At 47.3% G+C, this 15,430-nt stretch carries 14 protein-coding genes and 1 pseudogene; all 15 read right to left on the reverse strand.

Going from position 1 to position 15,430, the window contains the following annotated elements:
- Positions 1–109: 109 nt before the first annotated feature.
- Entirely contained in the window at positions 110–1,078 is a 969-nt protein-coding gene (locus V8F51_RS21470; RefSeq protein WP_337102545.1) for a substrate-binding domain-containing protein, read from the reverse strand.
- A complete protein-coding gene (locus tag V8F51_RS21475) occupies positions 1,075–2,829 on the reverse strand; it encodes a sensor histidine kinase (RefSeq protein ID WP_337102612.1) in 1,755 nt (584 codons plus the stop codon). The genes V8F51_RS21470 and V8F51_RS21475 overlap by 4 nt, the downstream gene beginning before the upstream one ends.
- A 2-nt stretch (positions 2,830–2,831) precedes the next feature.
- Positions 2,832–4,478 carry a response regulator gene (locus V8F51_RS21480; RefSeq protein WP_337102546.1) on the reverse strand — a complete coding sequence of 549 codons (1,647 nt, stop codon included), beginning with the start codon at positions 4,476–4,478 and terminating at the stop codon, positions 2,832–2,834.
- A 302-nt stretch (positions 4,479–4,780) separates the two neighbouring features.
- Positions 4,781–5,803 (reverse strand): Gfo/Idh/MocA family protein, encoded by a 1,023-nt coding sequence (locus tag V8F51_RS21485; protein ID WP_337102547.1) that lies wholly within the window; start codon positions 5,801–5,803, stop codon positions 4,781–4,783.
- 34 nt (positions 5,804–5,837) lie between these two features.
- Positions 5,838–6,611 (reverse strand): sugar phosphate isomerase/epimerase family protein, encoded by a 774-nt coding sequence (locus V8F51_RS21490; protein WP_337102548.1) that lies wholly within the window; start codon positions 6,609–6,611, stop codon positions 5,838–5,840.
- 184 nt (positions 6,612–6,795) lie between these two features.
- Positions 6,796–8,811, reverse strand: coding sequence for an RICIN domain-containing protein (locus tag V8F51_RS21495; protein WP_337102549.1), 2,016 nt, complete (start codon positions 8,809–8,811; stop codon positions 6,796–6,798).
- A gap of 341 nt (positions 8,812–9,152) precedes the next feature.
- A pseudogene (gene sigK, locus V8F51_RS21500) lies at positions 9,153–9,692 on the reverse strand (RNA polymerase sporulation sigma factor SigK).
- Between the two features lie 34 nt (positions 9,693–9,726).
- On the reverse strand, positions 9,727–10,026 hold the full coding sequence (locus tag V8F51_RS21505; protein ID WP_337102550.1) for a hypothetical protein: 300 nt from the start codon (positions 10,024–10,026) through the stop codon (positions 9,727–9,729).
- Positions 10,014–10,331 (reverse strand): hypothetical protein, encoded by a 318-nt coding sequence (locus tag V8F51_RS21510; protein ID WP_337102552.1) that lies wholly within the window; start codon positions 10,329–10,331, stop codon positions 10,014–10,016. The genes V8F51_RS21505 and V8F51_RS21510 overlap by 13 nt, the downstream gene beginning before the upstream one ends.
- Positions 10,332–10,890: 559 nt before the next feature.
- Positions 10,891–11,157: a hypothetical protein gene (locus tag V8F51_RS21515; protein ID WP_337102554.1), complete on the reverse strand. Its 267-nt coding sequence runs from the start codon at positions 11,155–11,157 to the stop codon at positions 10,891–10,893.
- Positions 11,141–12,931, reverse strand: a complete 1,791-nt coding sequence (locus V8F51_RS21520) for a discoidin domain-containing protein (protein WP_337102555.1) — start codon at positions 12,929–12,931, stop codon at positions 11,141–11,143. Before V8F51_RS21520 ends, V8F51_RS21515 begins: the two co-directional genes overlap by 17 nt.
- Complete coding sequence (locus tag V8F51_RS21525; RefSeq protein WP_337102557.1) at positions 12,924–13,511, reverse strand: putative phage tail protein; 588 nt, start codon at positions 13,509–13,511, stop codon at positions 12,924–12,926. Before V8F51_RS21525 ends, V8F51_RS21520 begins: the two co-directional genes overlap by 8 nt.
- Positions 13,501–14,562 (reverse strand): baseplate J/gp47 family protein, encoded by a 1,062-nt coding sequence (locus V8F51_RS21530; RefSeq protein WP_337102559.1) that lies wholly within the window; start codon positions 14,560–14,562, stop codon positions 13,501–13,503. The genes V8F51_RS21525 and V8F51_RS21530 overlap by 11 nt, the downstream gene beginning before the upstream one ends.
- A gap of 1 nt (position 14,563) precedes the next feature.
- Complete coding sequence (locus V8F51_RS21535; protein WP_337102561.1) at positions 14,564–14,977, reverse strand: DUF2634 domain-containing protein; 414 nt, start codon at positions 14,975–14,977, stop codon at positions 14,564–14,566.
- A complete protein-coding gene (locus V8F51_RS21540; RefSeq protein WP_337102563.1) occupies positions 14,977–15,429 on the reverse strand; it encodes a DUF2577 family protein in 453 nt (150 codons plus the stop codon). The genes V8F51_RS21535 and V8F51_RS21540 overlap by 1 nt, the downstream gene beginning before the upstream one ends.
- Position 15,430: the final 1 nt, after the last annotated feature.

Consider the following 15,430-nt stretch of genomic DNA (forward strand, 5'->3'; position numbering starts at 1 on the left):
TCCTCGACTCTTTCGTTTATACTTACAATATCGATTATGTCTCATAGAAGGAGCAATTCGAATTCAAAATCCTCCTCATTTCTAGCAAAATCCTGCTCATCTATCGTCGTTATTGTACGAACGGGAAGAGCATTTTTTGATTATCCGACCAGAACATGTTCTCCGCATCTATTACCTTCGTCACCGTGTCTATCCTATCGGGCACGTTCTGTTTATCCATCGCTTCAACAGCCGTCTTCACGCCTAAATAGCCCATGCTGAACGGATTCTGGATGACGGTCGCCTGAATGACGCCTTCCTGCAGCCATTCTAATTCCTCCGGCGTATTATCGAAAGCAACCAGCTTCACGATCCCATCCTGCCCAAGGCTCCGTAATTGCTTCGCCGCACTTATGGAAGCGCTTGCGTTTAAAGCCAGTATTCCGTCTATTTCACCGTATTTCCTCATCATCTCACTCGTTATTTGTTCACAACGCTCTTCCGAATCGCAATGAACCGTCTCCAATAATTGCATGTCCGGATTATTTGCCCATTCATCCCGAATGCCCTTTTCCCGTTGTTCAGCGTTACGCGAACCTTTCACGAAATTTAGAATAACGAACCTTCCTTGAGAGTCCGACAACTCCTTCATCTTCAACGCTGCTTGCCTTCCGGCTTCATAATTGTTAATACCGATAAAGCTTCGTACCTCCGGAGAATCGATTTCCGATTCTATCGTGACCACGGGCACTCCCATCTTACTCGCTTTCTTAACGGAGCCGGCAAGCTTCGTATAATCATTAGCTGCAAGAATGAGAGAGTCCGTGCCATAGGCTAAATACTTATCGATGAGATCGATCTGCGTCTTTGCATCCGTCTCAATCGACGCCCCATCATAAATAAGCTTCATATTAAATTCCTTAGCAGCCGCTTCCGCTCCCATCTTAACCGTATTCCAGAACTCCCCATCCATGTTTTTGACGATCAGAACAATCTCCCTCTGCGTATCCGTAACGGGATGAAGTTCTCCCCCTCGACTGCAGGAAGCTAGCAGTATGATCAATGGAAGCCCAAGTAGTAGAGCGATCGACCGTTTCATGACTCCACTCCTTCCTGCACACAGGGCAGCCATATGTAGACGATTGTACCTTCTTCGCGTTCACTTTCGATTTGCAGTCCATATTCTTCACCGTAATTCAGACGAATGCGTTCATGAACGTTCCGAAGACCGATGCCAGTGCCTTCCTGATTACGATGCGTATCCATCAACAATCCGCTCAGCCTATCGGGAGAAATTCCCACTCCATTATCTTTGATAGAAAGGCATAACTTCCCATCCAGAATACGAGCCGAGATGGAGATCAGACACTCATCGGCGCTTGGCTCAATGCCATGATAGATAGAATTCTCCACGAGCGGCTGCAGCACAAGCTTCAGCATCTTGTATTCAAGCACCAAATCCTCCGCTTCAATGATGTATTCAAATTTATTCTTATAACGCATCTTCTGAATAATTAAATAATTGCGAATGTGCTCTAATTCATCCGCTACCGAAATAAAACGCGCTCCCTTGGACAAGCTGATACGAAAAAACCGCGACAACGAGGTGATCATCGTAATGACGTCTTCATTCTTTCCGGTTCCGGCGAGCCTAACGACCGAATTCAGCGTATTATATAGGAAATGGGGATGAATTTGCGATTGCAGCACCTCAAGCTCGCTCCTGCGCTTCGCTTCCTGTTCATAAATATTCTGGTGCATCAACTCCCTGATCCGATTGACCATTAGATTGAATCTGCGGGACAATCGACCGACCTCATCCTCGCGGCGAATCGGGATATGAATGTCAAAATCCCCCCGCTCCACCAGTTGCATCGACTTCTCTAGTCGCTTAATCGGCTGGGATATTTTCTCCGACATATACAACGTGGCCACAAACACTACGGCCATTACAGCCAATAAGAGCCATAGCAGGAAGGTACTGATTTCATTCCGTGTCGTCAAGATCTCGTCCATATAGGACACGCCAACGATTTTCCAACCGACATTGTTGACGGTCTGAATGGTGATTAGCCTATCCACTCCTGCGAAATCATCGAAGTAACTTCCGTACGCATACTTGAGCGCTTGTTCCACATTCTCGTATTTCAGCCCCGCGTAGATCAACTGCTGCTGCGGGTGGTAGATGATGTTGCCGGCCGAATCATCGATGATATAGGCATAGCCCTTCTGTCCGAGCTTCACGCTGCGCGGCAGGTTATCGATCATCTTGAAATTCACGTCAACAAGCAGAACGGCGTTCATTTCCTCTCCGTTCGCCGTCTTAAGCGTAATCCCTTTGCTCATGGATACGACCCATTTGTACTTGCCCCTGAATAAGTTCTGAACGTGCGGCACCGAGAAGCTGAGATGATTCGGATTCTCGATGGCGGACCGGAACCAGCTCTGGGAGGTCAGATTAATGTTAGATCGCATATCGATTGACGGAAGCGAGGTCAAACGTTGCCCCGCATCGGTGAAAAGCCCGATCGTGACCAGGTCCTCTCGTGTTTGAAAAATCGTCTCAATACGTTCTTTAAGTTGTTCGTTCGGCAACTCGCCATTGGATTTAATTTGATTTTCTACCGAAGTAAATACGGTAGTCATGCTGCGAATATAATTCTCGAGATTAGAGGCGACTTGGTAAATAACCTGTTGATTAGCTAGAGATGCGTTATTCTCGGCAGTACGGTTGAACTTATTATAGAGAACGACGCTAACGAGAATAACGACGAGCACGGTCATTGCGGTGAAAGAAGCGGTAATCAGAAATTGAATGCTCTTAAATCGGAACAATCGCAGCCTAAACATGCTCACGATGAATCTCCCCTTGTCCGATTGCGATAATCCTTAGGCGACATGCCTACCTGTTTCTTGAAGCTAAAGCTGAAATAGTTCGGATCGGCATAACCGACAAGCTCGGCGATTTCGAATGCTTTTTTGTCGGTGGTGAGCAGCATTTCCTTAGCTGCTTCCATTCGGATATGCAGCAAATAATTCACGAAGGTCATTTTTTTCTCCCGTTTGAAGATACTGCTGAAATACCCGGAGCTGATGTGCAAATGCGCGCATAACTTGGCGATAGAAATTTCGCTATCTGCGAAATGGGCCTTCGTGTACGCGCATGCCTGCTCTACCAGAGAATGATAAGCGGTCAACCGATCGTTCGCAATTCGGGACATGATGGCAGCACATGTAGAAATGACCCAAGACTTTGCCTCAAGTATGCTGCTGACTTGAGTAATCTCCTTCACCCAATCGCTATTGTTGGCGGGGCGTTCGCTTGGCTCGCGGACGGGCTCTTGCGATGACTTCAGCATCGCGGTCACGATCTGGAGCAAGAAGATTTGCGCATCCTGGTATGAACACAATGCTCCTGCGGTCACAAGAGGGGCAAACAGATTGTCGACGATCGACTCCATTTCCTCCGTGGTGCCAACCTTCAAGCAGCGAAGGAAAGCCTGCTCCTGCAGCTCGTCGAAGTGGATGGGTACGTTGGCCCTACTCTCTACGTCCTCTATTGCAATAATTCGATTATTGCCTAGCAATATTCGATAATCGAGTGCCGTTACCGCATCCGTATAAGCATATTTGATTGCGGATAGCTGCGGCTTCGCTCTCCCGAGACCAATCGTGATGCTTCGTCTAATATATTTTTCAACATTAATGCGAATGTCTTCGAGGAGTCTGAAGCTATTCGTGTGGACGCTGTCGATATGATCTCCTTGGCTTATCTGTAGTAATACGACGCTATCGTTGTGCTGAAATACATAACCCGATGCTTCGTGCCGCAACAGGATTTCTTCTGCGATGTTGCGGACGGCAAAGCTCTGCAGTTCAAAGTCGAATCGGCTGCGGTTCGCATCCTGGGCCTCCCTCTCTATTGCAAGGTTATCTAGCTGCATGATAGCTACTGCGTAGTAACAACCTTCCAAAGACATGTTATAGCGCTCTGTTTTATCGTGAATTTCCGGACTTGCGAGCGTTCGAGTCATGAGCGATACGAGGAACTGCTCCCTAAGCACGGGAATGCTGCGCCGGTAATGTTCTTGCAGGGAGTCCACATTCTCTCGATTCGCCATTTCCGCATCGAGAATGTCTTTCAGCTTGTGCAAGGCTTGCAACAAATCTCTTACGGAGAACGGCTTTAGGACCAGCTCCTGTATGTTGAGATGGATCGCTTTACGCGCATACTCGAATTCGTCGAAGCCGGTTAGAATAATAATCTTAATCGAGGGATACGTTCTGCGAATCTGTTCTGCCAACTGGAGTCCGTCCATGAAAGGCATGCGGATATCGGTCACGATAAGGTCGGGCATTGATTTCTCTACCATCTCGAGTGCTTCGCGCCCGTTCTCGGCCACGTCTATTACCTGAAAGCCGTTCGCTTCCCAATCAATCTCGCTGAGCACGCCTTCCCGTACATCCGCTTCATCGTCCACTAATATCAATTTATACATATCCGAGTTCCCCTCCAGCAGGAAAATATCGCGTTTTCAATGATTATGTTAACCAACTCCCTTTCCCACCTGACGCCCATTCTGTATGCGCTTACATAATTTTGGTAAAGTTGATTCATAGAATGTCATTATTTTATTGCATTAGAAGGCTCATAAATATGTAATAATATCGGTAGTTTTATGTACTATGTTCGTCCTAATTGGACAGGCAGTTCACCGAGGTTATTAGGAAAAAGCAAGCCTGTCAGCTGCTCAAGCAGCAGACAAGCTTGCTTTTTCAGTTACTAGGTTTGGAGTAAGGTTTAGGACAAAGAAATAACCTTTTTCGTATGCTGCGATTCGAAAGCAGCCAGAATGACCTCCAACGACTTCAGGCCTTCTTCGCCGGAAATACTCGGTGGCGTATTCGTAATAATGCTTTCCACGAAAGCGTCCATAATGCCGCTAATCTCTTGCTTCTCGTTCGTCGCCATCGCGCCGACCTGGTATTTCTGGATCGTGCCGTCACGAAGCTCGACAATCACTTGATCTACCGGATGCGTGCCGATGTGTATGGCGCCATTTTCACACCACAATACCGTGCTGTTGTCGCCGCCTTTATAATACGTCCAGCTGGCAACCAACGTCCCGATTGTTCCGCTCTTCATGCGCAATATGCAGGTTGCGTTATCGTCTACATCGGTTCCTTCTTTGTGAAGCGTGTTCACGAAAGCAGCGACTTCAGCCACCTCGTCGTCGAGCAGCCAACGAATCAAATCCGATTTGTGTACGCCGAGGTCGCCCATCGCTCCCATAACGGCTTCTTCCTTGCGGAAGAACCAGCTGTCGCGGCCATCAATACTCCAACGTTCAGGTCCCGGATGACCGAAGGACGTTCGGAAGGAAAGCACTTTTCCCATTTTACCTGTTTGCAAAATTTCTTTGGCCTTTTGGTGAGGCGGCATCAGACGTTGGTTCTGACCTACCATCAAGAACATATTGTTTTTTCTTGCCGCTTCAATCATAGCCAAGGCGTCCGCTTCGTTCGTTGCCATCGGCTTCTCTACAAGCACATGAGCACCTGCATTCGCTGCCGCAATCGCATATGGAGCGTGAAGCACGTTCGGCGTACAGACGCTAACGGCATCCGGCTTCTCCGCCTTTAGCATTTCCTCATAGCTTGTATAGGCTCTACCGCCATGCTGCTGCGCATAACCTTCGGCTCTCTCAAGAATCAGATCGCAAAAGCCAACGAATTCAACATTCGGATTCGCTGCATATTCCGGAATATGTCTTTTCTTCGAAATGGACCCGCAGCCCACAATGGCTACTTTGATTCTTCTCATGTCTGGTTCGACTCCTTTTGTGAATGTATTCCGTTTAAAATTTGGATAAATAATTTTGCTTCAGCCAGTCGTAGCTGGCAGCAATGCTTTCAAGCGGCGGGTTCTCGCAACGATCCTGCTCAACGATGATCCATTCTACACCAGCGTCCGAGCCGGCTTGGATCACAGCTGGCAGATCGATATCGCCTTCACCCAACTCAACCGTATTGATATGTCCGTTCACGACACCTTTGAAATCTTTCAGGTGAAGCAGCGGCAGTCGGCCTGCATATTTCGCAATGTATTGCAGCGCGTCATGACCCGCGTATTGAACCCATCCTGCATCCAGCTCCACTTGCAGCGCCTCTGGAGCAACGGATGCGTACATGGCATCGAAAACGAATTGATCGTTTACTTTCATCTCAAATTCAAAAGCATGGTTATGGTAAGCGAATTGAAGTGCTTTCTTCTTCACCTGATGGCCTGCTTCAGCAAAATAATCGAACAGGCTTTGCCATGCTTCAGGTGATTGGCGATCTTCATCTGCAATATGCGGACAAACGAGGTAACGAGCGCCAATCGCGTGCAAATATTCCATTTCTTTATTCAAATCAGCCTTCATGTTGGCAAGACTTACATGAGCGCCAATTGCCTTTAAGTTCAATTGTTGCAAAAGATCATTCAGCTCTTCCGCAGGCAAACCGCCATAACCTGCAAATTCTACCCCTTCATATCCAAGTTCAGCCACACGGCGAAGAGTACCGGTAAAATCTTGAGCCAAGTCCTTGCGCACCGTAAACAACTGCAATCCAATACCCATTCTTCTCATTGCCTTTCTCCCTCCATGCAGTCTATATGAGATATGCGCTTCATTTTATAAGAAACAGGCTATAAAAAATATCCGTAGTTTGACTAAAAATATGGTTATCGTGACTTTATGAAAGACCCTATTTAGAAGAAAAACACTATCCATTTGAGTCTTTGGATAGTGTTTTCCTGGATTACATACTAGTCTACAGTTCAGTGAACAGCCACTTCTGATTGTCTCCGCCTTTATCTGTATACTGAATCAGGTCAGCCCCGTTTGACGTTGACGCATTCTCAACATCCAATAGTTTACCGCTATTGCGGTTCTTGATTTTGTAATAACCTTCACTAACGTTAATGATCTCCCAATGTTGATTATGCCCGCCGTTATCCGTCCATTGTATGACTTTTGCTCCATCATCTTTGGAAGCACCTTCAACATCCAATACCTTCCCGCTATTGCGGTTTTTAATCTTGAAATATCCGTTGCCGGCATCGACCAGCTGCCACTCTTGATTCAATTGGTCATTGTTCGACCACTGGTGTACAGTTGCTCCATTCGCCGTAGAAGAGTCATCGACATCTGCGAACTTGCCGCTTTTTTTACTGCTGAACTTGTAGTAAGCGTCAGGCTCCAGCGATAGGGAGAACGTAATATTGGACGTGTTGGCATTTATGTTAAATGTACCTTCGGAAGCGTTCGTGACGTAGCTGCCGTTCATCTTCAAATCACGGATGGTTACATTGGAAACCTTGCTCGTGCTGTCGTATCCTTGAATATAGGAAGTGAAACCCCGCGTATCCTCAAAGGAACAGCCGATGATTTCCACATTGCTTATTGGCCCAACCTCCGAGCTGCCGTATTTCGCCGACCAGATGAGGATCGGAGCCGTCCTGAATTGGCCGGAGGTTCCATTATTATAAATTCTCTCTGTCCGGATATCGATAAAATGAAGGCCGTCCCATACCCCGTTTCCTTGGTCATGATCGACACTGATGCCTCGATAGCCCTGAATCACGTCAATATTGATAAACCAAATATCGCTGACTGCCGCTTGACCTTGCATGCCAACCTTAGTGCCTGCGGATTCAGTAAACGCAACCGAGTTTTTGAATACGACATCCGTCATCGGTTCTTCCGTCGAAGATTTGGCATCGTATACGTCATCGCCGGTATAAGCGAAGCATTGATCCACGACAGCATGGGACGTATTAACGATATCGAAGCCGTCGCCATGGATCCAGTTAACGTTATTTACGATCTTTACATTGCTGATTTTGACGTTCGTAGCATCTTCGATTCTGAAATTCCACGTCGTTCCATCTCTCAGAGTGATACCCTCAAAGGTCAGATTGTTCGGTTTGGTTCCCGCAGCATTCTTAAAAGAGAAAATGATGTACTCGCGGTTCGGACCGCTGTCGCCCGTTGTAAGCGTTGTACCATTGGAGTCAATCATTCCTCTTCCTTTGATCGCTACATTAGTTGCCCCTTCTATACGGATATTGGCCTTACGGAACTGTGTTTCCGAGAAATCGTAATCGCTTAACGTAGACGAACCGCGAAGTACCGCACCCGCAGCCAAATATAGCGTGACGTTGCTCTTGAGTTCGATCTGAGAGAACTTGTAAATGCCCACCGGAAAATATACCGTGCCGCCGCCGCTGCGAGCATTCGCATCATTAATGGCTTGTTGGATGGTTGACGTCATCAGATTAGCGCCTGTATTGTCCGCCCCTGAATAGTCCATAAAGTTCTTCACGCTGCCGCCGTTCGGCACCGGAGCTCCTGTTTCCAAGGGGTCAGCCATAATAACAAGGTTCTCCAAGTTATTGACCGTGATGACTAAATATCTCGATCCAGCTTGAGGAAGGGTAAAGGTTAGATCTTTGCCGCTCACCGTTGCCGATATGCCGTAGCTGTGAGGACTGATGTTGTAAGACGTGATCGTATCTTTGGCTGTCACTTTGAACGTGGACGTACCGGAATAAGAGAACTGGGCAAAAGAATAATCAAAATGTTTGACAACCTTGACAGCCGTCGAATCCACGCTCAGGGAATAAGCCGTACTTGTTGCGAAATAGGCCGGAGTAGGATACGTCACGACCGTCCCTGCGGATGCAGGCTGGGCCCAGTTCATAGAGAAACTGAATACCAGAGACACAACTAGGATCATTTTCAACAGCACATTTCCAATTCGGAATTTCGCAAAACGGGTGTACATCATTAATTCGCCTCCTGTTTAGTTGAAATTTTTTACACGCATGACCATTCAACATGGTTCATGGAATTCATTGTAATATGGACGGTTTATGAAAAATATCCGTGGATTAACAAAAAATGTTGTTTAGGCGACATTGTTAAGCGCTTTCAAAATGATGTACTGATCTTATGGACGTCATTACATACGCGCAGGCGCCTTTACGGAATCATCTTACTGGGCAATCCACCTAATAAACAAATCTACCACGTCCAATGGACGTGGTAGATTTGTTTATTATAGAGGAGTCTAGGGAACCAACCCTTGACCACATCGCTACTGGCGATGTGGTCAAGGACACAATATCACTTCTTCGCCTTATAAAACTCATGATACAGCTTCATCAACGCCCGCTTCTCTATCCGCGACACATAGCTGCGGCTGATGCCCAGTTCCTTCGCAATCTCCCGCTGCGTCCGCTCGTCACCGCCGTGGATGAGGCCGAAGCGGCCGATGACGACCTCTTTTTCCTGATCATCCAATATATCGAGGTTTTTGTATATTTTCGATTTCTCGATCTTCAGCTGCACTTAATCCGCCACATCGTCGGCTTCCGTGCCGAGGATGTCAATGAGCGTAATTTCGTTACCTTCCTTGTCCGTACCGATCGGGTCGTGGAGGGACACGTCCTTGCGCGTTTTCTTAAGCGATCTTAAGTGCATAAGTATTTCGTTCTCAATACAGCGCGCCGTGAACGTCGCCAGCTTCGTGCCTTTGCCGGTCTGGAAGCTCTCGATCGCCTTGATGAGGCCGATCGTGCCGATCGAGATCAGGTCCTCGAGATCCTCGCCGTTGTTATCGAATTTTTTGACATTGTGAATACGAAACGATGTAGTTTTTAATATAAATTAACCGATTACCATCAGAGACAGCAATCGGTTAATCTTGAGCAATTCTTTTTTTCAAATGGCGATCGATGTTTTGCACCCACTCGGGAAGCAACTTCTCATAATAATTTATAGTTGTCCGATCAGATTCAAGCAAAATATCGCCTTCGGTACTGCTATTATCTATAACAATCAAATGATCAATAAGCTCCAAGTGTTCAATTAAGTTTTCCAATGAAGTCTGATGACGTCTTAAAATATCAGCTATTTCAATATGATGACCACCATTTCGAACCCGGGCTGCAACACGTTCAATGTTAAGACGAACATCACTAAGTCCTACATAAAACATAATAATCTTAAATCCATTTTTGTTTTTGCTTCACGCATTTGACGAATAACGTTGCCACCAGCGAGTGTAGTTTCAACTGTAAAGTCTCTCTGATGTGCTTTGAACTCCCTAACTAACTTGATTTCTTCTTTCCCAGCTGATATTTGATGTCGCTCGGGATTTTCACTATCAATTCTGCGCGCCAAGGCATCAGAGTCAATATTTACACTTACAACAAGTCGATCGACAATAAGATTCCGAATTGTTCTATTACCGCTTCCATTATTCCCGGCAAACACAAACATAGTTGCAATTGGTTCATTCATGTGGCGTCCAATTTGGCTCTGTCTCTAGTTAATCTTATGAACTTACTTAAATCATGGATTAATGCTCCGTTATACATTTCAACAACCGGGAAATTTAAAGGCATCATTGTGGATTTGACTGCTTCACCCAGACCAACTTTGTAACAACCCATGAATTTTGCACTCGTTCCTGGCTCACTTATAAACGTAAGGATGTAATCGCATCCTTGAAAGAAATTCTCGTTCTGAATTTTTTGATATTCATTCATAAAGCCATTAAAAAACATTTAAAAAAGGTTTTGTCTCGTAATGAATGTCTCATTAACTTTACTCTTTTGGGATCTAAATCATTTTTTCTCAATATGTCGGACAAATATAGTGAAGCCATGGATTCTCGAAGTGAACACAAAGCCGCAGTTTTATCCGCTGAAGAAGCTGGGAGATAAGACGATGTACAATCGCATCATCTCCTACGCCAAGCAATACGGACGGACCAAATAATAGCCAGCATCAAAAAGACGTTAACCCGGAGCTGCTTCGCGCTGCTCCCGTATAACGTCTTTCTGCCGTTCTTGCATAATTAAACTGACAGGCCCGGCAACTGCTTGGATAGCTTCTGCAGCCTACTCTCGATAATGGCTTGCTGTTCAAGCACATCGGACAACATCTCGTACAGCATTTCATTCGTTACCGTGAAGCCGGACTCCGCCTTCAAGCCGCTAAGCTCCTGCCGCTGAGACTGACGCTCGAGCTGGCGTTCTTGAATTTGCTTTGCTTTAAGCCGCTGCGGATCGGCGGGGATGCGGAAGTGGGCTTGCTGCGGTTGCGGGTCACGCTTTTTCGCCATCGGTTATCACCACCTTCATTTGACTGTTACGTTCAAATCCCACCGTTCGCAGCACAAACTCTCCTGGCTCTTCGCTGCTGACCGTGATTGTTCCAACGCCTTCCGTCAGCTTAACCGCTTGCGTCATTCCGTTCATTTCAAGCTGCACTTCCTCGTTAAAAGCAGATTGTATCTGACCTTGCTCATCGGATAAGGTTACGGTTATTGTCATCGTATCCGCTCCGTCATTCGTAATGGTTTGCTTATCAGATGACAGCATAGCGGCAAAGCCAGCCCCATATCTATTCTCCAGCATTTGCCAGCCGCTGCCTTGTTTGAATTCCAAATATTGATTGTAGTACGAACGGAATTCGATCCCATTGACAGAGTCTGCGTATATTCTCGTTCCAGCAACTCTTGCTGGCAATGCACAATTAAGATAGGCATAACCGTTCTCACCCCTCTGGGCAATAATAAGCCGATTAGGGTTATCATATTGTTTCACAGATAGAGGATACTCTCCCACGGCTAGATTTACAGTTACGTTATTCCAAGCGGATGGGATAGCAGTTGGAATATCTACATACAAATACCCCCATGACGGGAGGTGATAGCCTCCGCCATATATGGTAAACTTCAAACCTGCAGCTGCGTTTACAACTGCGATCGTATTATTAATATAGATATAACCGTTTCCGTCATCCGTAATATCTCCTTGCGGTATAACCATCATCCCTTGAAGCCGGGCATTAAGCCCCCAAGGCCGGGTATCGTTTAATGCTTCTTGTTCGATCGCACCGTAATAGCTGCTATATACGGCTATAGCGGACACGGAGGTTATATCGCCCTCGCTCCGTTCGGTGATCACTAGTCGAATATAAGCAGCGCTTGCGGCTCCAGTAAAAGGTAAGTAGGTAAACGGCGTATACCCGCCGCCCGGGTGGGTATACGCCCGTGTCCATGTCCCGTTATTCAAACTGGTTTCAATATAAAAACCGCGAGGAGCTTGAGCTGCATCCGCTCCGTTAGCCGTTCCAAATGACATTCCTTCGATTCCATGATAGGTTTTACCAAGATTAATAGTTAAAAATTGCGGAAGCTGAATCATGCGGTTTATGCTCCACTGGTTCTCTCCGTCGGCAGCATAATGCACCGTAGGACTGCCGGTAAGATTGCCTCCGGTCACGCTAACCGGTTTGAATTTCGCAATATTGGAGCCTAGTCCGCCTCCCCGCAGATGTCTGCGATCAACACTGTTGCTCGCCAGCTTGTTAGCTGTAACGGCATTGTCCGCAACTTTCACGCTCGTAATCGCATTTTCGGCTACTTTATCCGCCGTAATCGCGCCATTGGTCAGCTTGCTGCTTGTGATTGAAGCCGGAGCAAGCTTATTCTCCGTTACTGCGCCATCGACAATATGCCCCCCATTAACTGAAGCCGGGGCAATTCTGCTGCCTGTAACGGAAGCTTCAGCAAGCTTATCCGCAGATACAGCACCGAGTCCCAAATTGCTATTCATAACCGCGAATGCAGCAAGCTTGTCGCTCGTTACAGATGCCGCTGCAAGCTTTTCCGATGTAACTGCTCCGCTTGCTATTTTGGCAGCTATTACAGCTCCAGTTGCTAAGCCTCCACTCCCTATTGGCGGCGCATCACCCGGTTCTCCGCTATGCCGATGTCCGCTTGACGGGTGAAACAGCGCATCAATCACTTTGATATTTTCATTCTGCGCAGCGCGACTGACTGTATCGTTAGCCTCAAAGGTGTGCAGATTTGTCGGCAATTTGTTAGGCATCATACTCTTCCCTTTCAATTGGTTTCCAAACCTCAAGCTGCTCCCATGTCATATTCAAACCCTCCAGCTCTGCCCAGGATAGACCTGCCAAGTCCAGCTCCTCCCAGACCAAATAAGTGAACCGGAAGCTGATCTGCAAATGCGCCGGTACAACTTCGCGCAACGCATGCTCGACATCATCCAAATTCGGCGGCAGACCTCGCGTGCCGATAAACGTAATAATAACCTCATATTTAGAGAAGTTTTCCTCCAGTTGAATAACGCCGTTCTCGAAGGAGTCAACCACCTCTTTAATCGTGGCCAGCGTAATCGTACCCGCACCGCGAAGCTTCGTCAGTATAACCGAACGCCGCTGTTCGAATGGCTTGTCATTGTCCGTCGGAATGCCGCAAAGCTCTTCCCATTTCGATAATCCCCATGTTGCAGTTCCGACAAAGAACTGCCTCAACACGTCTTGCATGCGGGTATGAAGAATTTGCAATTCATCCGCTTCACGGCTGGTCAAATTATCAACAAGCGCTGACTCGGAATAGTAATTAGGCAAATAATCCAACATGTCAGCCAAAATATTACGAGACAACGAAATTCACCGCCCCAGCTATAGCAACCTCATCTGCCTCCAGCGATAAATTGCCGTTAACCCCATTAATACGCAAATCGCTAAAGTCAGCAATCTCTTTGATATCAAGCAGCAAGCCGAATATCCGGTTATAAGGAACAATATCATGACGGAAAGCAAGGTCCGCTAAATACTCCGTGAGTTGAAGCTGAAACAAGGCCGAAATTTTGCCCATTTCAGCTCCCGGGGCTAGCTTAAGCGCAGCCGAAACCCGAAGAGGAACTTCCTTAGCCGGCCAGACCGTTACAGAAGCACCAACCGGACGCCGCGCATCAACAGCATCGGAGACACGTTTAATAATGTCGCCATCAGGAGCTTTCTTTTCTTTCGAAAGTATCGTTAGCTTCACTGTTCCATTGCCGGCCCAAACGGGAAATACTTTCACATCGCCAACGCCAGCTACCTCTAGCGCCCATTGGCGGTAATGCCACTCGTTGCCGCTTGTGGCTGGACGCCGTACCCGGTCGTAATACCGGTTAAGCAGCGATTCGTCGCTTTCGGTATCCGTCCCGTTATCGAACGATTCCGGGTTCGTAACCGCCACAACTCCCGACAACGAGCCAAGCATCAGCTTAATCCGCCCGGCAGCAATATTCCCGGCTGTTCCCCCATTGGCCGCATAAGCTTTCACAGCCGCTTTGCCTTGCTGAATAATTCCAGGCTCAGCCGTTATGAACGTAATCGGGGTTTCCTCATCGGTTGAAACCGCTGTGCCTACGGGGATCGACACATTCTCATTGCCGTTGAATACGACAATCCCTGCCGCCTTTACGCTTTCCAGCCGGAATACGCCAACCTCAGCAGCTCTCATATCCAAAAAAACGGAAGGCTGCTGAGAACCGGCAAAACCAAACCGCAGCACATTATCCAGCTGAATATAGGCTTGCGCCAGTTCAATAGCTACTGGCGACAACAGGTCAAAGGTAACCGACCCCTGTCGTCTGTCCAGACTGTCCGGCGAGGCTGCCAGCATCCGATCCAGAATGGCTTTCTTCGTTTCTTGCTCGAACATGTTAAATGCTCACCTCCTGCTCCATTACGCCCTCGGATGTTGTGACTGCAAACGATGCGAACAGCTTATCGCCGACTCGTTCAATTTGGAATTGCCCGACGGATTGAATTCGGTCATCCGCCAGCAACGCCTCCGATATAACACGTTTGATTTCGCTCTTCAGCAGCTGCTGGGATATGTCCTGCCCAAGCAGGTCATTCAGCTCACAGCCGTATTGGCCGTTGTAAATCATATAGCGATAACGAGCCGTTTCGATTGCCTTGCGGATCGACTGACGCAGTGCATCCACCCCGTTTATCAACCGTTCCTCCACTTCGCCTGTATCGAAATTAAGAAGATAAGTGCGGGACGGACTAGCTTTCGGAGCAACGGCTTCATACCGTTCCTCCCGACTCTGCAGCGGAGATAATGCCATTAATACATCACCGCCCGATCCAAAATAATGTAGGTTTGCCCCTGATTGATACCTGCAACGATAACTCGTTCACCCTTCTTCAGTTCGTCGAGAAATTCCAGTTCCGCTGTCTCGACCTTGAACTCGGCGGTATCAAGACCGAAGGAATTAAAAGCAAACGTTGTTACAGATGCATTAGCAAGAACCATATTGTAGTCCATACTTACACTAGTCGATGAAATCTTACCCTTATCCTTGCTCGTCAGCGTCACACTGCGTATATGCTTCGTCAGCGATTTCGCAACAATCAAATCATCCTTCTCCAGCTCGATATTCATATGATCCACTTTAATCTTCAGCTCCGGAGCGTCGGCAGTCACCGTCGCCAGCTCGAACGTAATATCGGTATTATGACCGATAGCGCGGATCAACTGAACGAGCTGGCTTGCTCCCGAGCCTTCAATGCGCTCCATG

The sequence above is a fragment of the Paenibacillus sp. YIM B09110 genome (genome assembly GCF_037167145.1).
Classification (GTDB): domain Bacteria; phylum Bacillota; class Bacilli; order Paenibacillales; family Paenibacillaceae; genus Pristimantibacillus.

What these genes read in the sequence shown, in the direction of transcription:
- V8F51_RS21480 (WP_337102546.1), bottom strand. Translation starts at nt 4,478, where the DNA reads ATGTATAAATTGATATTAGTGGACGATGAAGCGGATGTACGGGAAGGC.
- V8F51_RS21520 (WP_337102555.1), bottom strand. Translation starts at nt 12,931, where the DNA reads ATGCCTAACAAATTGCCGACAAATCTGCACACCTTTGAGGCTAACGAT.
- V8F51_RS21485 (WP_337102547.1), bottom strand. Translation starts at nt 5,803, where the DNA reads ATGAGAAGAATCAAAGTAGCCATTGTGGGCTGCGGGTCCATTTCGAAG.
- V8F51_RS21510 (WP_337102552.1), bottom strand. Translation starts at nt 10,331, where the DNA reads ATGAATGAACCAATTGCAACTATGTTTGTGTTTGCCGGGAATAATGGA.
- V8F51_RS21490 (WP_337102548.1), bottom strand. Translation starts at nt 6,611, where the DNA reads ATGAGAAGAATGGGTATTGGATTGCAGTTGTTTACGGTGCGCAAGGAC.
- V8F51_RS21540 (WP_337102563.1), bottom strand. Translation starts at nt 15,429, where the DNA reads ATGGAGCGCATTGAAGGCTCGGGAGCAAGCCAGCTCGTTCAGTTGATC.
- V8F51_RS21515 (WP_337102554.1), bottom strand. Translation starts at nt 11,157, where the DNA reads ATGGCGAAAAAGCGTGACCCGCAACCGCAGCAAGCCCACTTCCGCATC.
- V8F51_RS21530 (WP_337102559.1), bottom strand. Translation starts at nt 14,562, where the DNA reads ATGTTCGAGCAAGAAACGAAGAAAGCCATTCTGGATCGGATGCTGGCA.
- V8F51_RS21475 (WP_337102612.1), bottom strand. Translation starts at nt 2,829, where the DNA reads ATGTTTAGGCTGCGATTGTTCCGATTTAAGAGCATTCAATTTCTGATT.
- V8F51_RS21470 (WP_337102545.1), bottom strand. Translation starts at nt 1,078, where the DNA reads ATGAAACGGTCGATCGCTCTACTACTTGGGCTTCCATTGATCATACTG.
- V8F51_RS21505 (WP_337102550.1), bottom strand. Translation starts at nt 10,026, where the DNA reads ATGTTTTATGTAGGACTTAGTGATGTTCGTCTTAACATTGAACGTGTT.
- V8F51_RS21535 (WP_337102561.1), bottom strand. Translation starts at nt 14,977, where the DNA reads ATGGCATTATCTCCGCTGCAGAGTCGGGAGGAACGGTATGAAGCCGTT.
- V8F51_RS21495 (WP_337102549.1), bottom strand. Translation starts at nt 8,811, where the DNA reads ATGTACACCCGTTTTGCGAAATTCCGAATTGGAAATGTGCTGTTGAAA.